The organism is Sinorhizobium terangae (genome assembly GCF_029714365.1).
Classification (GTDB): domain Bacteria; phylum Pseudomonadota; class Alphaproteobacteria; order Rhizobiales; family Rhizobiaceae; genus Sinorhizobium; species Sinorhizobium terangae.
In genome coordinates, this window is sequence record NZ_CP121660.1 from 143,336 (window position 1) to 161,424 (window position 18,089).

14 protein-coding genes, 1 tRNA gene and 1 pseudogene are annotated in these 18,089 nt (G+C 64.3%); 14 read left to right on the forward strand and 2 right to left on the reverse strand.

Annotation, left to right across the window (positions count from 1 at the left end; genetic code table 11):
- The first annotated feature begins 12 nt into the window (after nt 1–12).
- The 7 genes and pseudogenes from fdxH (at nt 13) to QA637_RS19415 (ending at nt 6,984) form a co-directional block, all read left to right on the forward strand.
- Nucleotides 13–954 carry a formate dehydrogenase subunit beta gene (fdxH, locus tag QA637_RS19385; RefSeq protein ID WP_283066327.1) on the forward strand — a complete coding sequence of 314 codons (942 nt, stop codon included), beginning with the start codon at nt 13–15 and terminating at the stop codon, nt 952–954.
- A complete protein-coding gene (locus QA637_RS19390) occupies nt 951–1,658 on the forward strand; it encodes a formate dehydrogenase subunit gamma (RefSeq protein WP_283066329.1) in 708 nt (235 codons plus the stop codon). Before fdxH ends, QA637_RS19390 begins: the two co-directional genes overlap by 4 nt.
- A gap of 103 nt (nt 1,659–1,761) precedes the next feature.
- The gene (gene fdhE, locus QA637_RS19395; RefSeq protein WP_283066330.1) at nt 1,762–2,676 is read left to right on the forward strand and encodes a formate dehydrogenase accessory protein FdhE; all 915 of its coding nucleotides are present in this window, start codon (nt 1,762–1,764) and stop codon (nt 2,674–2,676) included.
- 20 nt (nt 2,677–2,696) lie between these two features.
- Complete coding sequence (gene selA, locus QA637_RS19400; protein WP_283066331.1) at nt 2,697–4,109, forward strand: L-seryl-tRNA(Sec) selenium transferase; 1,413 nt, start codon at nt 2,697–2,699, stop codon at nt 4,107–4,109.
- Between the two features lie 59 nt (nt 4,110–4,168).
- On the forward strand, nt 4,169–4,933 hold the full coding sequence (locus QA637_RS19405) for a tetratricopeptide repeat protein (RefSeq protein WP_283067387.1): 765 nt from the start codon (nt 4,169–4,171) through the stop codon (nt 4,931–4,933).
- Nucleotides 4,930–6,765: pseudogene (selB, locus tag QA637_RS19410) on the forward strand (selenocysteine-specific translation elongation factor); the annotation flags it as partial. The gene QA637_RS19405 and the pseudogene selB, both read left to right, overlap by 4 nt.
- Nucleotides 6,766–6,888: 123 nt before the next feature.
- Nucleotides 6,889–6,984: transfer RNA gene (locus QA637_RS19415), tRNA-Sec, on the forward strand.
- 104 nt (nt 6,985–7,088) lie between these two features.
- Here QA637_RS19415 and uxuA read toward each other — a convergent pair.
- On the reverse strand, nt 7,089–8,276 hold the full coding sequence (gene uxuA, locus QA637_RS19420) for a mannonate dehydratase (protein ID WP_283066333.1): 1,188 nt from the start codon (nt 8,274–8,276) through the stop codon (nt 7,089–7,091).
- A gap of 59 nt (nt 8,277–8,335) precedes the next feature.
- Nucleotides 8,336–9,058, reverse strand: coding sequence for a GntR family transcriptional regulator (locus QA637_RS19425; protein ID WP_184108611.1), 723 nt, complete (start codon nt 9,056–9,058; stop codon nt 8,336–8,338).
- A 92-nt stretch (nt 9,059–9,150) separates the two neighbouring features.
- Here QA637_RS19425 and uxaC point away from each other — a divergent pair, with 92 nt between their 5' ends.
- The 7 genes from uxaC to QA637_RS19460 all read left to right on the forward strand — a co-directional run bounded on the left by uxaC (nt 9,151) and on the right by QA637_RS19460 (nt 18,000).
- The gene (uxaC, locus tag QA637_RS19430) at nt 9,151–10,551 is read left to right on the forward strand and encodes a glucuronate isomerase (RefSeq protein ID WP_283066335.1); all 1,401 of its coding nucleotides are present in this window, start codon (nt 9,151–9,153) and stop codon (nt 10,549–10,551) included.
- A gap of 106 nt (nt 10,552–10,657) precedes the next feature.
- Complete coding sequence (locus tag QA637_RS19435; RefSeq protein ID WP_283066337.1) at nt 10,658–11,833, forward strand: extracellular solute-binding protein; 1,176 nt, start codon at nt 10,658–10,660, stop codon at nt 11,831–11,833.
- 243 nt (nt 11,834–12,076) lie between these two features.
- A complete protein-coding gene (locus QA637_RS19440; protein WP_283067388.1) occupies nt 12,077–13,120 on the forward strand; it encodes an ABC transporter ATP-binding protein in 1,044 nt (347 codons plus the stop codon).
- Nucleotides 13,117–13,995 carry an ABC transporter permease gene (locus QA637_RS19445; protein WP_283066339.1) on the forward strand — a complete coding sequence of 293 codons (879 nt, stop codon included), beginning with the start codon at nt 13,117–13,119 and terminating at the stop codon, nt 13,993–13,995. The genes QA637_RS19440 and QA637_RS19445 overlap by 4 nt, the downstream gene beginning before the upstream one ends.
- A gap of 57 nt (nt 13,996–14,052) precedes the next feature.
- Nucleotides 14,053–14,895 carry an ABC transporter permease gene (locus QA637_RS19450; RefSeq protein WP_153442985.1) on the forward strand — a complete coding sequence of 281 codons (843 nt, stop codon included), beginning with the start codon at nt 14,053–14,055 and terminating at the stop codon, nt 14,893–14,895.
- A complete protein-coding gene (locus tag QA637_RS19455; protein ID WP_283067390.1) occupies nt 14,895–16,355 on the forward strand; it encodes a mannitol dehydrogenase family protein in 1,461 nt (486 codons plus the stop codon). The genes QA637_RS19450 and QA637_RS19455 overlap by 1 nt, the downstream gene beginning before the upstream one ends.
- Nucleotides 16,356–16,752: 397 nt before the next feature.
- Nucleotides 16,753–18,000: a glycosyltransferase family 2 protein gene (locus QA637_RS19460; protein WP_283066341.1), complete on the forward strand. Its 1,248-nt coding sequence runs from the start codon at nt 16,753–16,755 to the stop codon at nt 17,998–18,000.
- Nucleotides 18,001–18,089 lie beyond the last annotated feature (89 nt).

Genomic DNA, 18,089 nt, shown 5'->3' on the forward strand with positions numbered 1-18,089 from the left:
GAGGCTAGAGCCATGTTCCCGCCCGTCCCAAATCCCAGCACCGAACCTCAAGGCCCGAAGTTCGGCGAACAGGACCTGATGCGGCGCTCGGCGTCGAACGTGACGCCGCCCGCTGAGCGCCAGACCGAAGTCGCCAAGCTGATCGACGTCTCGAAATGCATCGGCTGCAAGGCCTGCCAGTCGGCCTGTATCCAGTGGAACGACACCCATCCCGAGATGGAAGAGAATGTGGGTGTCTTCGAAAATCCGCACGATCTGACGCCTGACATGTTCACGCTGATGCGGTTCACCGAATGGGAGAACCCGGAGACAAACAATCTCGAATGGCTGATCCGCAAGGACGGCTGCATGCATTGCGAGGATCCGGGCTGTCTCAAGGCGTGCCCCGCCCCCGGCGCCATCGTGCAATATTCTAACGGCATCGTCGACTTCGTCCATGAGAACTGCATCGGCTGCGGCTATTGCATCAAGGGATGCCCGTTCAACATTCCGCGGATCTCCAAGGTCGATCACACCGCCTACAAATGCACGCTCTGCTCCGACCGCATCGCGGTCGGCCAGGGACCGGCCTGCGCCAAGGCCTGCCCGACGCAGGCGATCGTCTATGGTACCAAGGAGGAGATGAAGAAGCATGCGGAGGGGCGCATTACCGACCTGAAGTCCCGCGGCTTTGCCAATGCCGGTCTTTACGACCCGCCGGGCGTCGGCGGCACGCATGTCATGTATGTGCTGCACCATGCCGACAAGCCGGAGATTTATGCCGGTCTTCCCAAAAACCCGACGATCAGCCCGATCGTCGAGGCCTGGAAGGGGATGACCAAATATGCCGGCCTCGCCGTCATGGGCGTCGCGGCGGTCACCGGCTTCCTGCATTACATGGTCAACGGCCCCAACCGCGTTACCGAAGAGGACGAGGAGGCCGCTGAGCGGCTCACCGGAGATCGTTCCTCATGAGTACCAACACGGAAAATGACGCCGGCAAGAGCGGCAGCGTGCATCCCGGCAAGCCTGTCACGGTCGATCGTTACACCGGTGGGGCGCGGATCAATCACTGGATCACCGCCACCAGCCTGGTGCTGCTCGCGCTTTCGGGCCTCTCTCTGTTCCATCCGCGGCTCTTCTTCCTGTCGGCGCTGTTCGGCGGTGGCCAGCTCGTACGCGCCATCCATCCGTGGATCGGCGTCGTGCTGTTCTTCAGCTTCCTCGGCCTGTTCCTGCGTTTCTGGAAGCTCAATCTCTGGAAGCGCGAGGACGGCACCTGGCTTGCGCGGGCGCGCGACGTGCTGACCGCGCACGACGAACGCCTGCCCGAGCTCGGCAAGTACAATGCCGGGCAGAAGCTCGTCTTCTGGTCGATGTCGGTCTTGATCATCATCCTGATCACGTCCGGTATCGTCATATGGGATGAGTATTTCGCGGCTTACACCACCATCGAGCAGAAGCGATGGGCTGTTCTCGTGCACTCGATCGCCGCCATCCTCGCGATCAGCGTCTGGATCACCCATGTCTATGCAGCGATCTGGGTAAAGGGTACGATACGCGGGATGGTGCGCGGTTCCGTCACCGGCGGCTGGGCATGGCGGTATCACCGCAAATGGTTGCGCGAACTGGTCGCCAAACCGGCTGTGAAAGACGAGAAGCACACTGCAGCCGAATAGGCCGGGATGAGGAAAAGTGTGGGCGGTTTTCCGCCCGCATCCCGGTCGAAACTAGAGGTTCAGGGTTATATCACGTGGCCCGTGGGGTTCGTGAGGGAGTGTGATGAAACGCAAAGACGCTGCAGCGCCAGATCCCACCGCCATTGGAGATGTCTCGTCGCCGCCGTTTGCGCGCCTGCCTGATCCCGCTTCGCTTTTCTCCGCCCGATCGCAGCGCCTTCGTCAACTGGCCGAAGCGAGCGACCTTGCGCCCTATCTCAACTTCGTAGCCGGACTTTCGGCGGCTCAGCACGATATCCAGGCCGGCCTTCCGCCTGCCGAAGGCCCCAACGCCGCGGCGCTCACGCGCGCACGCGAGTTCGAAATGCCGCCGCTCCATCGCCATGGGATGGAAGGCAAGGCGCTCAACACGATATTCGACCGTCTGTTTGCAGCCGCTGACGCAATCGAGAAACCGGCGCCGGCCGCCGCCGCGCTGGCACGTGTCGCTGCCGCCGATCGGCAAGCGCGTCTTATTTTGGCCGACAACGTACTGTCCGGCTCGTTGCCTGCGGACGCGATCGGCGAGCACATTTTCGTCTGGGCCGCGCTTCAGGTGCATTTCGCCCGCCTCGCGTCGCTTCTCGAGGCGAAGAAGCTCACGCCCGTCGCCGACGGCGTTTGCCCGTCATGCGGCGGCAAACCGGTGTCGTCCATGGTCGTCGGCTGGCCGGGCTCGCACGGAGCGCGGTTCTGTTCCTGCTCGCTGTGCTGCACCTATTGGCACTATGTCCGGATCAAATGCGTGCTTTGCGGTTCCACCAAGGGGATTTCCTATCGCGAGATCGAGGACGAGGGCGGCACGGTCAAGGCCGAGACCTGCGACGAATGCCACGGCTGGACGAAGATTTTCTACCAGGACAAGGCGCCGGCGACAGATCCCGTTGCCGACGATGTTGCAAGCCTCGGCCTCGATCTCCTGATGCGCGAGGCCCCCTATCGTCGCGGCGGCTTCGCGCCGCTTCTGGCCGGATTCTGATGTACCGGGGAGGGACCGGAATGGATGTCAATGTCAGGCTGCGTGACATCCCGTCGGTGGACGAGCTTCTGAGATCGGCCATCCTCGTGGAAGCGGTCGAATGCTTCGGGCGATTGGCCGTTACCGAAGCCTTGCGCAACGTGCTCGCCACGACCCGGGACGAGGTGCTGAAAGGTGGAGAGGTTCCTCCGCCGGATGCTATCATCGCGACCGCGGTCGCGGCGCTCGAGGAGAACGATCGATCGACGCTGCGCCCCCTGTTCAATCTGACGGGAACGGTGCTTCACACCAATCTCGGCCGCGCCTTGCTGGCCGAGGCGGCGATCGATGCCGCGACGGCGGCGATGCGCGAGGCGGTGGCGCTCGAATTCGACCTTGAGAGCGGCAAACGCGGCGAAAGAGATGATCACCTGCGCGCGCTTATTTGCGAGCTGACCGGCGCGGAGGACGCGACCGTCGTCAACAATAATGCGGCGGCCGTGCTTCTGGTGCTGAACAGTCTTGCTGCCGGCAGGGAGGCGATCGTCTCGCGCGGCGAGCTGATCGAGATCGGCGGCGCGTTCCGCATGCCGGATATCATGTTGCGTTCCGGCACCCGTCTTGTCGAGGTCGGCACCACGAACCGCACGCATGCGAGGGACTACCGCGATGCCATAGGACCCGAGACCGGTCTCATCATGAAGGTCCACACCTCCAACTATCGCATCGAAGGTTTTACCAAGGAGGTCGGGGCTCGCGAGCTTGCCGGCATCGCCCACGAACGCGGTCTGCCGCTCGTCAACGACCTCGGTTCGGGCACGCTTGCCGATCTCGAGCGCTTCGGGCTGGCGCACGAGCCGACCGTCGGCGAAGCGATCGCCGACGGCGCCGACATCGTCACCTTTTCCGGCGACAAGCTGCTCGGCGGACCGCAGGCCGGCTTCATCGTCGGGCGCAGCGCCTTCATCGAAAGGATCAACTACAACCCGATGAAACGCGCGCTCAGGGTCGACAAGATCCGTCTTGCGGCACTGGAGGCGACGCTCAGGCTCTATCGCGACCCGGATCGGCTCGGCGAGCGGCTTCCGACGATGCGGCTGCTTTCCCGCCCGAAGACGGACATCGGCGATCAGGCGGCACGACTGGCACCCTTGGTGGAGCGCGCGGTGAAGGGCGCATTCCGCGTTTCGGTCGTGGATTGCGAAAGCCAGATCGGCTCCGGCGCCCTGCCGCTTTCCACGGTCCCAAGCGCGGGGCTCGCCCTGACGCCGCGGTCGGGCAGCGGCCGCACGCTCGCCGAACTGGCCGCGGCCATGAGGCATCTTCCGATGCCGGTCATAGGCCGCATCGAACGCGGATCGCTGATCCTCGATCTGCGCTGCCTTGAGGACGAGGATGGGTTCGTCGCCAACCTCGCGCATCTCGATCCGCCCAGCGAAGGACCGTCGTCGTGAGCCTGTTCAGCCGCCTCTTGCGAAGACCGACCGTGGGCGGCACCTCCGGCGAGGCGTCGATGGAGAAGGCGCTCGCCGCCGCCCGCAGTGGTGATTACGAGACTGCACATGCGATCTGGGTGCCTTTGGCGCAGGCGGGAAATCCGCGGGCGCAGAACAATATCGGCGCGTGTTTTGCCGGTGGACTGGGCGTCGCCCGGGATGTCGATCTCGCCTATCGCTGGCTCAATCTCGCCGCCGAGGCCGGCGACCCGGTCGGCCAGCGCAACCTCGCCTCGCTGCTCTTCAAGGGCGAGGGGATAGCAGCGGATTATCAAAGGGCGGCGGCGCTCTACCGCAAGGCTGCCGAACAGGATGACGCCGAGGCTCAGGACATGCTGAGCTGGATGCTTCTGGAGGGCGATCTCATCGAGCCCGACTTCGCGGAAGCGCACCGCTGGGCGCTCGCTGCGGCGAAGAACGGATCAGCTCCGTCGATGACGCGGCTCGGGATGCTCTACCACAATGCCATCGGCGTCGCGCGCGATCCGATCGAGGCGGTCCACTGGTGGGGACTTGGCGCGCGCGCCGGCGACGCCGACGGGCAGGCGATGCTTGGCGCGGCCTATCATCTGGGAAACGGCATCGCCCACGATCCCATCGAAGCCTTCGCTTGGCTGTTGAGGGCGCGTGATGGCGGCAGCGCGCTGGCGACGCCATTCTTCGACGTCGTGCGTGACGCGCTCGACGCAGAGCAGTTGGCGGAGGCCGAGCGCCGCGCCGCAATGCCGCTGTCCGAGACGGCGGATCCTTCCCAGCCGGCAAGCGCGAGGACAGAGACGTGATCGTCGGAACGGCCGGTCATATCGATCATGGCAAGACGTCGCTCATCGGCGCGCTGACCGGTGTCGATACCGACCGGCTGAAGGAGGAAAAGGACCGCGGTATTTCGATCGACCTCGGCTTTGCCTACATGCCGGTCGAGGGCGCGGAGACCCTCGGCTTTGTCGACGTTCCGGGCCACGAGAAATTCATCCACACCATGCTGGCGGGCGCCGGCGGTATCGACTTCGTGCTTCTGGTGGTGGCGGCCGACGACGGCGTCATGCCCCAGACGCGCGAGCATCTGGCGATCGTCGATCTTCTCGGCATCGAACAGGGCATTGTCGCCATCACCAAGGCCGATCTCGTGGCGGAGGATCGCCTTCAGGAAGTCGAACGGCAGATGCGCGACGAGCTTGGCGGCACGGCGCTTGCCGACATTTCGATGATCCCGGTTTCGACGGTGTCGGGCAGGGGCGTGGCGTTGCTTCGTGACGAAATCGTCGATGCGGCACGCCGCTTCGCGCGGCGACAGGCAAGCGGGCGCTTCCGGCTGGCGGTCGATCGCTCCTTCACCATTCAAGGCGTCGGCACGGTCGTCACCGGGACCGTGCTTTCAGGACAGGCCTCGGTGGAGGACCATGTCACCACCAGCCCGTCCGGCCTTAGCGCCCGGATACGATCGATCCATGCGCAGAACAGGCCGAGCGAAATCGGCCGCGCCGGCGACCGTTGCGCGTTGAACCTCGCCGGTCCCGGCATCACGAAAACCGCGGTCACTCGCGGCGACATGGTCTGCGACCCGAGCCTGCATGCGCCGACGAGCCGGATCGACGCGACGCTGCGCGTGCTCGGTTCGGAACCCAAGCCGATCGGCCATTGGTTCCCCGTGCGGCTTCATCATGCCTCAGCGGAAGTCGGAGCCCGGATCGTCCTTTTGGCCGATGAGCCCGTCGCGCCCGGAGCGCGCACGCTGGTCCAGCTCGTGCTGGAGCGTCCGATCGCCGCGGCGGCCGGAGACCGGTACGTCGTTCGCGATACCTCTGCCCGGCGCACGATCGGCGGCGGTCGGTTCCTCGATCTGCGCGCGCCGGCACGCAAGCGCCGTACTCCGGAGCGCATGGCCCAGCTCGAAGCCCACGCGCTCATCGAGCCGAAGCAGGCGATCGAGGCGCTGCTTGCCGCGCCGCCGTTTTATCTCGACATGAGCGCCTTTGCCCGCGACCGGGCGATCGCTGCAACGGAAGCCGTCGCGTTGGCGCAAGCGCTAAGCGTCGTGCAACTGCCGCTGGAGGCGACGACGCTCGCCATGTCTCAGACGAGTTGGGATAATTTCCGCAACGGTATCCTTGCCCGGCTCAAGGCCTTCCATGCCGACAACCCGGACCTGTTGGGCATTGGGGTAGAGCGGCTGCGCACGCAGGCGGAACTTCGCTTGCCGGTACCGGCTTTTCGGGCGGCCCTCCAGGCACTCGCGCGACCGGGAGAGATCGCACTCGACGGAGCATGGGTCCGGCTTGCCGACCATCGGGTGACGATGACCCTGGCTGACGAGCGGCTCTGGCATGATATCGAGCCCCTGCTCGATGGAGCCGAGCGGTTCCGCCCGCCGCGCGTGCGCGACATCGCCGGGTTGCTGGCGGTGCCCGAGGCGCAAGTCCGCCGCCTCATGAAGCTCGGCAGCCGCATGGGCAAGGTGCACGAGGTGGCGCACGATCATTTCTTCCTGCGCGAAGTGGTGGCGGAGATGGTGGCGGTGATCGCCGAGATCAGCGAGGCGGCCGATAAGGGCTGGTTCACCGCAATGCAGTTCCGCGACCGTCTCGAAAACGGCCGCAAGGTTGCGATCCAGATCCTCGACTTCTTCGATCGTCACAGCGTGACGCTAAGGCGCGGCGACATGCGCCGCCTCAATCGCAACCGTCTGGACCTTTTCGGCAATTTGTCGAATGGTGTCAGTGATAAGGCAGATGTTTCAGGAGGAGATTCGTCCCCGGTGGGGCGTCCGGACTTCAAATCCGGGAGGGGTCGAGAGACGGCCTTTTGTGGGTTCGACTCCCACTCTCTTCCGCCATCATCCGGATCGGCGGGAAGCTCCCGCTGACTGCTGCATGCTTCCTTAAATCGGCTGCGATTTAAGGAAGCATGCAGCGGCCAGGCGAGGCGTTCGACGGCCGATCAGGTCGGCGGCGCGCCGAGCGCGTGAAGGATGCCGCGCAGTTCCGCGAGGCCGCGCAGGCGGCCGATCGCCGGATAGCCGGGCGTGACCGTCTTCTGCAGATCATCAAGCATCCGGTGGCCATGGTCCGAACGGAACACGATGGTGTCTTCCGCTCCCCGGCGCTGGTCCTCGGCAACGAGCTCCTTCAGCACATCGACCATCGAGACGTCGCCTTCTAGATGCGCGCTCTCGTGGAAGCTCCGGCCGTCGCCTTCGCGGGTGGTGGCGCGAAGATGGGCGAAATGAATGCGCGAAGCAAAGCGCCGGGCGATCTTCGGCAAGTCGTTGTCGGCCCTGACGCCGAGGCTTCCGGTGCAGTAGCACATGCCGTTCGCCTCGGAAGGCACGGCCTCAAACAGCGCGGCGTAGTCGGCCTCGGTCGAGGCGATGCGCGGCAGGCCGAAGAGGGGTCGCGGCGGATCGTCCGGGTGGAGCGTCAGCTTGACCCCCCGTGCTTCCGCCGCCGGTGTTACGGCCTCGAGGAATTCGATCAGGTGCTGGCGCAGGCGTGCCGCGTCGACTTCCTGATAGGCCGCCAGCCGCTCGCGAAATGCGGGAATCGTCAGCGGTTCCGTGGTGGAGCCGGGGAGCGCGGAGGTGATGATGCGGGTGATTTCGGTGATCTCCTCCTCCGGCGTCGTGCGGAAGACGGCCTCTGCCCGTTCGCGATCCGCCTGCGAGTATTCTTTTTCCGCGCCGGGACGTTTCAGGACGAAAAGCTCGAAGGCCGCGAACCGTTCGTGGTCGAAGCGCATCGCCGTCGCACCCGTCGGCGTGATGAAGTCGAGCTCGGTGCGGGTCCAGTCGACGACCGGCATGAAGTTGTAGCAGATGATCTTGATGCCGCAGGCGGCGACAGCCTCGAGACTGGCGATCCAGGCTTCGATCTCGGCCTTTGCCTTACCGCCCTTGCGCTTGACCAGATCGGGAATCGGTATGCTCTCGACGACCGACCACTTGAGCGGCGTGCGGCCGGCGGGTGTGCTCTCGATGAGCGACTGGCGCTCGCGCACGGCCTCTTCGGTCCAGGCCTCGCCGATCGGCACCTGATGCAGCGCCGAGACGACATTGGTCGCGCCCGCCTGACGCACATCGTCCAGCGTGACCGGCGCATCCGGCCCAAACCATCTCCAGCCTTGCCGCATATTGGTATTCCTCCTGTGAGTCCTGATTCTTTCTTGAGATCGTCCGGGGCGTTCGCCGTTCAGTTGAAATAGCCCGGATAGAGAAGCCGAAGTTCATCGATGTCGGGAATGACGGCGCTCAGGTGATGCATCATCGCGGCGCGCGCACGGTCCACATCATGCGCCGCGATGGCGTCGCGGATCGTCATATGCTCCTCGATGACGCTGTCCATGCGGCCGAGCACCGGCAGGGTGAGGCGGCGGGCGCGGTCGATCTGCAGCTTCACGGTTTTCAGGATGTTCCAGATGCCCGGATAGCCGGCGATCGCCGAGATGGCCTCGTGGAAGGCCTCGTCCTGCTCGTGGAACTGCGATGGCTCGTTGTGCGCGGCGTGGACGCGCTGGCGGGCGATGATCGCATCGATCCTGGCGATATCGTCGGCGGTCGCGATCTCGGCGGCGTGTTCGACCGTCGTGCGCTCCAGCGATTTGCGGATGACGACGGCTTCGGGAATGGCAGAGACCGGAATGCGAGACACGAAGGTCCCCGATTGCGGGAAGATTTCGACGAGCCCGGCTTCCGCGAGCCGCAGAAGCGCCTCGCGCACCGGCGTGCGGCTGACGCCGAATTCCTCGGAAATGCGCTTCTCCTGCAGGGCGACGCCCGGCTTCATCTGCAGTGAAAGGATCGCCGCATGGAGCTGCTCATAGATCGCCGATGCCGTCGTCACCCGGCGAATCTTGGCGCCGCCTGAGACTGCGAAAGTCGGCGACGACATGTCCGGGCGTTGGTGTTTCGACATGGAGGCGAATTCCATCAGTTGACTCGGTTTTGGATACTAGTATATCAATTCATTCACGTTGCCAATATGGATGAGGGAAGGGAGGCCCGGAAATGGCATTGCATCCCGATAGGTTGTTTCCGGTGGAGCCGGAGGCGCGGGCCATCGCCCGGCGCCTTTACGATGCTGTCGCGGGTCTGAAGATCATCTCCCCGCACGGCCATACGGAACCCGCCTGGTATGCCGAAGACCGCGCTTTTCCCGATCCGGCGGCGCTCTTTATCACGCCGGACCACTATGCGACGCGCATGCTCTATTCGCAGGGCGTCAGGCTGGAGGATCTCGGGGTCAGGAAGCGCGATGGTTCCGGTACCGCTCCCGACGGGCGCGCGATCTGGCGGCTTTTCGCCAAGCATTTCCATCTCTTTGCCGGCACGCCGACGCGGCTCTGGTTCGAACATTCGCTGGAAGCTGTCTTCGGCATTACGGAGCGGCTGGGGCCGGCGAATGCCGACGCCCTTTACGATCGCATCGCCGAGGCAATTGCGACACCTCAACTGCGGCCGCGCGCCCTCTATGACAAATTCGGCATCGAGGTGATCGCGACAACCGATGGCGCGCTCGACGACCTCGCCTATCACGATGCAGTCCGCAGTTCGGGATGGCATGGCCGCGTCGTGCCGACCTATCGGCCGGACGCGGTGGTGGATGCCGAGGCGCCGGGTTTTGCCGATAATGTCGGGAAGCTCCTCGCACTGACCGGCGAACGCGCGACCTGGAGCGGTTACCTTAACGCGCATCGCGCCCGCCGCGCCTTCTTCAGGGCGCGCGGCGCGACGGCAACCGATCACGGCCACGCAACCGCCCGGACGGAGAACCTTTCGCCCGCCGACGCTGCAAGCCTGTTCGAGAAGGTCCTGTCCGGCAAGGCGGGCCCAGCGGAGGCCGAAGCCTTCCGCGGCCAGATGCTGACGGAAATGGCGCGGATGAGCCAGGAAGACGGTCTCGTCATGCAGATCCATCCCGGCTCTTACCGCAACCACAATCCGTCGCTGTTTGCGAACTTCGGACCGGACAAGGGCGCCGATATCCCGAAGGCGACCGACTATGTGCATGCGTTGAAGCCGCTGCTCGACGCGGTCGGGAACGACCCTTCGCTGACGGTCATCCTCTTCACGCTCGACGAGACCGCCTATTCGCGCGAGCTCGCACCGCTCGCCGGCCACTATCCGGCACTGCGGCTCGGTCCCGCCTGGTGGTTCTTCGACAGCCCGGAAGGCATGCGCCGTTTCCGCGAGACCACCACGGAGACCTGCGGCTTCTACAACACCGTCGGTTTCAACGACGATACCCGCGCCTATCTGTCGATTCCGGCGCGGCATGACATGGCACGCCGGGTGGATTGTGCCTATCTCGCTCGCCTCGTCGCCGACCACCGCCTCGACGAGGAGGAGGCGCACGACCTTGCGCGCGAACTTGCTTACGGGCTCGCCAAGCGGGCGTATCGCTTGTGAGTCAATTCAAGGTGCTGCAGCGACCTTGGCGCGCCGATGAGACGCGCGGCGTTGCAGGGGCCGGCCGCTCGGGAGACGTCCGGCATAACGATGGAGGAGAATGAGAATGAAGATCACACGCAGAAATTTTGTCGGCGGCGTTGCCGGCATGGCGGGGTTAAGCCTTATCCCCACCCGCGGCTTTGCGCAGGCCAAGGCGCCGTCGGCACCCGTCACGATCACCGTCGTCGACGTTGCCGGTAACCTGGCGCTGACGCAGGGCATGTTCGAGAACTACGCTGCGGCAAAGCCGGAATGGGTGTCGAGCTTCGCCTTCACCAAGGCCCCGGCCCCCGAATTGCCGTCGAAGATCAAGGCGCAGCAGGCCGCCGGCAAGGTTGATATCGACCTCGTGCTCACCGGCACCGACGCGCTTTCCGCCGGGCTCGATCAGGGGCTCTGGGTGGATCTCTCCGCGCACAAGGCAAGCCTCCCGAATCTTGAAAGCATCCTCTTGCCGCAGGCCTTCAAGATGCAGGCTCTCGCGAAGGACCAAGGTGTCGTCATCACCTATTATCCCTCCGGTCCGCTGATCGAATATATTCCTGAGCGCGTCGCGACACCGCCGAAGACGGCCGCCGAACTGCTCGAATGGACCAAGGCCAATCCGAAGCGCTTCATGTATGCGCGTCCGGCCAATTCCGGTCCCGGCCGCACCTTCCTGATGGGGCTTCCGTATCTCCTCGGCGACAGCGATCCGCACGATCCGGTCAATGGCTGGAGCAAGACCTGGGAATATTTGAAGGCGCTCGGCGAAAACATCGAATATTATGGCACCGGAACGACGCAGGTGATGAAGGAGCTCGGCGAGGGCACCCGCGACATCGTCGTCACGACCACCGGCTGGGATATCAATCCGCGCGTGCTCGGCATCGTTCCGGCCGAGGCGAAGGTCGGTACCCTCGAAGGCTTCCATTGGGTGACCGATGCGCATTATGCGGTCATTCCGAAGGGCGTGTCCGAGGAAAAAGTTGGCGTGCTTCTCGATGTCGTCAACTTCATCCTGCAGCCGCAGCAGCAGGCGATCGCCTTCGACGAGGGCTATTTCTACCCAGGCCCGGCGGCGAAGGGCGTGACGCTCGACATGGCGCCGCAGGAAAGCCAGGACGCCATCGCCGAGTTCGGACGGCCGGAATACGAAGACTGGATCGCCAACAACCCGCTCGAGGTTCCGCTTGAGCCGGCCAAGCTCGTCGATGCCTTCCGCATCTGGGACGAACAGATCGGCGCGTCCAAGGGCTGAACAAGCTTCGATCAACCGGATGCGACGCCGGCGAACTGTCGGCGCCGCATCCGAACGCTATCGGCCGGGCAGACGCAGCGCGCTCGACGAATGGGTGTCGTTCCCATCCGCTAACAGCTCGGCAACCGGAAAGCGCATCATGAATAGGAGAATACCTTGACCCTGCCGGTTCAAAACCCAAGACAGGCGCCCCCGCAGCAACAGGGCCAGTTAAAAAAGGGCGAGTCGAGACAGGGCGCTCGTCTGGAGCTTGATGGCCTGCGCCGCTCGTTCGGCGCGTACAACGCGCTTGACGGCATCGATCTCGCGATCGAGCCGGGCGAATTCATCGCGCTTCTCGGACCCTCGGGCTGCGGCAAGTCGACGGCGCTCAACTGCGTCGCAGGCCTCCTGCCGCTGACGGGCGGCGAAATCCGCCTCGGCGGCCAGCGCATCGATCAGCTGGAGCCGGAAAAGCGCGGATTCGGCATGGTGTTCCAGAGCTATGCGCTCTTTCCGCATATGAGCGTGCGTCGCAATGTCGGTTTCGGCCTTGCCATGCAGGGTATCGGCGGCGCCGAGGCGGACAAGCGGATCACCGACGCGCTCAATCTCGTGCGCCTCGGTTCGCAGGCCGACAAGCTGCCGGGGCAACTGTCCGGCGGCCAGCAGCAGCGCGTCGCCATCGCCCGCGCCGTCGTCATCAGGCCTCCGGTCGTGCTCATGGACGAGCCGCTCTCCAACCTCGACGCCAAGCTCAGACTCGAGATGCGCGCCGAAATCCGCGGCATCCACGACCAGATCGGCTCGACCACCATCTACGTGACGCACGATCAGGACGAGGCGCTTTCGCTTGCCGACCGCATCGTCGTGATGAGCCAGGGCCGCATCATGCAGATCGGCACGCCCGAAGATCTCTACCAGCGCCCCGTCCATGTCGAGGTGGCGGATTTCATGGGCTTCCGCACCCGACTTGCCGGGCGGGTCCTGTCGGTCTCCGGCAGCGAGGCGGAAATCGAGGCGGCCGGTGCCAGGCTTACGGGCACGGTGCGCGAGCCGCTGAAGCCGGGGGACGCCGCAATCCTTTCCGTGCGCCCGGAAGACCTCGTGGCCGTCGAGGGCGGCGACGGAATCCAGGTCACGGTGAACAGCATGGAATATCGCGGCCGTGCCTTCTTCGGCATGGCGCATGCCACTGACGGCTCCGAACTCTATTTCCGCGCCGACCATGCCCTGCCGCGCGGTGCGGCCGCAAGACTGCAGCCGGTCGCCGGCCGGGCGCTGCTCTTCAAGGGGCAGGCAGCATGAACAGGCCCTCCCTCCGGTTGCGGCTCGCCGCCCGCGGTTTCGACGCGACGACGCTGCTCGTCCTGCCCGGACTGGCGGTGATGCTCGCGCTGTTCGTCTATCCGTTCATTTACGGGATCATCGATTCGCTGATGCCACGTGAGGGCGTCTGGTATTCGAACTATACCCGCTTCTTCACTGACCGCTTCCAGTTCGCAACGATCGGCGCGACGCTCTGGCTCGCTTTGCCGGTGACGATCGTCAATATGGCGCTGGCGCTGCCGATTGCCTTTCGCGTGCGGCTGATGCGCCGGCAGCGGCTGTTGACGACGATCCTCGTGCTGCCGATCACGCTCGGCACGGTATTCGTCGCCGATGGCCTGCTGACCTTCCTCGGTCCTCAGGGCTGGTTCAACCGCGCGCTGATCCTCGTCGGCCTGCTCGAAGCGCCGGTGAAGCTCACCAACAACTATTGGGGCGTCTTCGCCTCGCTGCTGATCACCGGGTTCCCCTTCGCCTTCCTCCTGACGCTCTCCTACGTGACCGGCATCGATCCGGCGATCGAGCAGGCGGCCGCGACGCTCGGGGCCGGACCGCGGCAGCGCTTCTTCCGGGTCTTCCTGCCGTTGCTCGTGCCGGGCCTCGCCGTCACCTTCTGCCTCGCGTTCGTCCAGGCCTTCGCGGTGTTTCCATCGGCCGTGCTGCTCGGTGCGCCCGCCGGGCCGACACGGGTGATTTCGATTGCCGCCTACCAGGCTGCGTTCGAGCAGTACGATCACTCGATGGGCTCGGCGATCGCGATCATCATGGGCCTCGTCGAACTCGTCGTGGTCGTGGCGGTGCTCGGCCTGCGGTCGCTCTTCTATCGCGGACCCGCCGGCGGCACGAAAGGGTGACGCAATGCACTTCGACGTTTCAATGACATTCTACCTTGGACCAGAAAGGCTGACGCCATGATCCGTGACCAGGGCATTGCCTCCAAGCTGTGGCGCTTCTCCGTATGGGCACTCGCCGGCCTCTTCGTCCTCAACTTGATCGGGGTTATCGCCGCCGTGGTGATGAACTCCTTCGCCAGGCGCTGGCTCGGCACCTGGCTGCCGTCCGGCTGGACGACGCGCTGGTATTTCGACGCCTGGAGCGAGTTCCAGCTTTCGAGCGTCGTTCTCGTTACCTTCCAGGTCGTCTTCGCCGTCGTCCTCATTTCCGGGATGATCGGCGTCGTCACCGCCTATGCGCTGGCGCGGCGCGACTTTCCCGGCAAGCGTGCGATCATCCTGCTCTTCCTGCTGCCGCTCCTCATCCCGCCGCTCACCTACGGCATTCCGCTGGCGACGGTCCTTTACCAGATCGGTCTCGGCGGCTCGTTCTGGGGCGTGGTGCTGATCAACCTGGTGCCGTCGCTGCCCTTCGTCATCCTGGTGATGATCCCGTTCATCGAGCAGATCGATCCGCGTATCGAAGCCGCCGCGCGCGTCTTCGGCGCGGGGACCGGCAGCCTCTTCCTGCGCATCCTGCTGCCGCTCCTGTTGCCGGGCATGCTGGCGGCGCTGCTTCTCGTCCTCGTGCGAACCATCGCCATGTTCGAGCTCACCTTCCTGATCGCCGGGCCGACGAGCCAGACGCTGGTTGTCGCACTGTACTATGCGGTCTTTGCCTCGGGCGTTCGTGCCAGCCAGTCGATTGACGCGATGGCCGTCGTCTATATGGTGACGACGCTCTTCTGGCTGGTCCTCGCGCTCCAATTCGTCAGCCCGACGCAGATCGTCGCGCGCGCCAAACAACAGCAGGCTTCATGATGCGGCTCTCACGACAGATACTCGACCGGCTGCCGGCTACCGTCAAACGGCCGGAATACGACCCCGCCCGGCTTGCCGTCGGCATCGTCCACCTCGGCATCGGCGCGTTCCACCGGGCGCACCAGGCCGTCTTTACCGATGCGGTGCTCGCAGAGGATCCTTCCTGGGGTATCTGCGGTGTCTCGCTGCGCAGCCCCGAAACGCGCGATGCGCTCGCGCCGCAGGATGGGCTCTATACGCTCAAGGTCCAGGATGGCGAGGGCGAGGAACTGCAGGTGATCGGCAGCGTCGCCGAACTTCTCTGCGCGCCGGAGGACCCGGAAGCCGTTCTTGCCCGCATGGCCGACCCGGCGACGCGGATCGTGTCGCTGACGATCACCGAGAAGGGTTATTGCCACAACCCGGCGACCGGGCAACTCGATGAAGCTCATCCCGACGTCGTCCATGATCTTCAGAACCCGGCGCGGCCGAAGTCGGCGGTCGGCTTCATCGTGGAAGCGCTTGCGCGGCGGGCGAGCGCAGGCGTGCCTGCGTTCACGCTGCTCTCCTGCGACAATCTTCCGTCCAACGGGCACGTGCTGAAAAACGTCGTCACGCGCTTCGCGGAGCTGCGCGATCCGGGCCTCGCCAACGTTATCCGGGAGCTTGCCTCGCCGTCGACCATGGTTGACCGGATCGTCCCGGCGACGACGGAAAAGGACCGGTCGGAGATTTCCGTGGCGATCGACGTCGTCGATGCCTGGCCGATCGTGACCGAACCGTTCCGACAGTGGGTGGTGGAAGACGATTTTCCGCTCGGCCGTCCGGCCTGGGAGAAGGCAGGGGTCGTTTTCGTGGACGACGTCGCCGTCTTCGAGATGATGAAACTGCGCTTGCTCAACGGCAGCCATTCGACGCTTGCCTATCTCGGCTATCTCGCCGGTGCGGAGACGGTTGCCGAAGCCATGGCGCTGCCGGGTATGGAGGCGCTGATCGAAGGATTGATGGTCGAGGAAGTGTCGCCCACCTTGCCGGCGCTGCCGGGCTTCGATCTCGCAGAATATCGCCGGGCACTGCTGCAGCGGTTCCGCAATCCGGCGCTGCGTCACCGGACATGGCAGATCGCCATGGACGGATCGCAGAAGCTGCCGCAGCGGCTGCTCGGAACCATCCGCGACCGCATCGCCGCGAAATCCTCCTATGACCGCCTGGCGCTCGGCGTCGCCGCCTGGATGCGATACGCGCGCGGCATCGACGAAAAGGGTAACGGCATCGATGTCCGCGACCCGCTTGCCGGCCGGATCGCCGGCGTGGCGCAACCGCTGCAACGGCCCGAGGAGATCGTGGCTGCGCTTCTGCGCATCACGGAGGTATTCGGCGATGACCTGTCGGTGGATGAAGCGTTCCGCGACACGCTCGTCCGCACGCTCGCCAGGTTGATGTCGGACGGCGCTGCAGCGGTCGTGAAATCCCACGCATGAAGCCGGCTGCATGATTTCTCAAATCGGCGACGAGAATTCAAAGTGCTACAGCGTCCTTTGCGCGTCTCATTACAGCGCCGTGCGTCCTTTAGGACGCACAAAGGACGCTGTAACTCTTTGATTCCATGCATCGTGCTTTCCGAAAATCGGGTCCGATTTTCGGGCCGATGCGCTAGACGCGCGGCGCTGCAGGGAACCATGCACCAGCAAGCCTCACACAAGATCGCACCGGAATAAGTGTTCTCATCGGTTCTCTGCCTTGCGCAGGCTGCGTAGGCTTTGGGAGAGCGGCCTCTCGGTGGCGAGCAAGCGCCATTCGAGATGAATTAACTCTTTGAAACTACGCAATTCCGGACGAATACATTTTTCCTGGAATTGCTCTAGCAGGAACACTTGGGTGGATTCCGTCAAGCTCAGCATCTGCATCCCGACCTATAACCGAGCGCGGTTCCTGGAGAATGCTCTCGGCCGCTTTGTCGAAAGCTACCAGATCCCGTTCAGCTTCGAGATCGTCATCTCCGATAACGCGTCCACGGACGACACGCGGGAAGTTGTCGAGACGTTCGCCGGCAAAGGATTGCCGATCCGCTATTTCCGCCAGCCGGAAAATCGCGGCGTCGACGCAAATCTCGGCAGTGCCTTCCGCCATGCGGCGGGCGCGTATGCGATTTATCTCGCAGACGACGACATGCTGGCGGTCGACGGTCTTGTCGAGGCCGTTGCCTACCTCGACAGGAACCCGGCGCTCTCCGCCTGTTATGCGCCGTGGCACGTCCACAACGAGGTCGAAGGCCGGGACACCGAACTTTTCTACAAGATCGACGTCGACACCAAATTCGACAAGGATGAGTTCGAGCGGCTTTTCGCTTTCATCGTCGAGCGGCACATCTTTCCCGAGATTGGAATCTATCGGACCGCGGCGCTGCGCACCTCGTGGCTGCCGCGCCATTTTGCCTACTGGGCGTTTTCCAATCTCGCGCATTTTCTCGAAAGCGGCGGCGTCGCGTTTCTGAAGAAGCCCTTTTACAGGCAGGTCATCCAATCGAAACTGGGACGGGATCGCCCCCAGGCCGGCCACGACGAACTCCTGACCGCCTGGGACCGATATCGGGGCGGCCTCGAATATTTCCTCCATGTCGGAGCCAAGCGTGGGGCCTTGCGTATGACACCCGACCGTCGCACCGCGCGGGACACGCAGATCAGGCACTTCATCTCCATCCGCATGGCCGTCGCCATGCGCATGTGGGCGGCCAAGAAGGACTACGTCAAGGCCTATGAAATCTATACGCGCATGGCGCTCGCCGGATTCGAGCACCATCCGACGGCGCGGCAACTGAAAGATTCCCTGCCGCTGATGGTGGCCGTGCAAACGCTTGCCTGGCAGGTCAATGCGGCTGCGGAGGTCAACTGCGTGATCCTGCATGGCGTCGACAGTCCGTCGTCACTTGAAGGTCTGCTGCGCGAACTGGGCTTGCGCTCGGACATCGCCGTCGTCGCCCCCGCGCTGGAGCTCGAGCCGAAGGAGATCGCGCGCACGGCGGTCTTCGTCGTTGCCGAAAGCGATCGCCAGCAGTTCCTCGCGCAAGGTTATTCGCCGAACCTCGTTCTCTGCGAAAGCGACATCGTCGGCAATGTCGTGGTTTGATCACGCACATCATTTTAGCTCGGACCGACCTTTCGTAGGCCCGACCGCAAAGGCGCGGCTGCCAGAACGTCATTGAAATCGATTACATT

Coding starts and splice junctions, on each gene's coding strand:
- fdxH (WP_283066327.1), top strand. CDS start 13: ATGTTCCCGCCCGTCCCAAATCCCAGCACCGAACCTCAAGGCCCGAAG.
- QA637_RS19390 (WP_283066329.1), top strand. CDS start 951: ATGAGTACCAACACGGAAAATGACGCCGGCAAGAGCGGCAGCGTGCAT.
- fdhE (WP_283066330.1), top strand. CDS start 1,762: ATGAAACGCAAAGACGCTGCAGCGCCAGATCCCACCGCCATTGGAGAT.
- selA (WP_283066331.1), top strand. CDS start 2,697: ATGGATGTCAATGTCAGGCTGCGTGACATCCCGTCGGTGGACGAGCTT.
- QA637_RS19405 (WP_283067387.1), top strand. CDS start 4,169: ATGGAGAAGGCGCTCGCCGCCGCCCGCAGTGGTGATTACGAGACTGCA.
- uxuA (WP_283066333.1), bottom strand. CDS start 8,276: ATGCGGCAAGGCTGGAGATGGTTTGGGCCGGATGCGCCGGTCACGCTG.
- QA637_RS19425 (WP_184108611.1), bottom strand. CDS start 9,058: ATGTCGAAACACCAACGCCCGGACATGTCGTCGCCGACTTTCGCAGTC.
- uxaC (WP_283066335.1), top strand. CDS start 9,151: ATGGCATTGCATCCCGATAGGTTGTTTCCGGTGGAGCCGGAGGCGCGG.
- QA637_RS19435 (WP_283066337.1), top strand. CDS start 10,658: ATGAAGATCACACGCAGAAATTTTGTCGGCGGCGTTGCCGGCATGGCG.
- QA637_RS19445 (WP_283066339.1), top strand. CDS start 13,117: ATGAACAGGCCCTCCCTCCGGTTGCGGCTCGCCGCCCGCGGTTTCGAC.
- QA637_RS19450 (WP_153442985.1), top strand. CDS start 14,053: ATGATCCGTGACCAGGGCATTGCCTCCAAGCTGTGGCGCTTCTCCGTA.
- QA637_RS19455 (WP_283067390.1), top strand. CDS start 14,895: ATGCGGCTCTCACGACAGATACTCGACCGGCTGCCGGCTACCGTCAAA.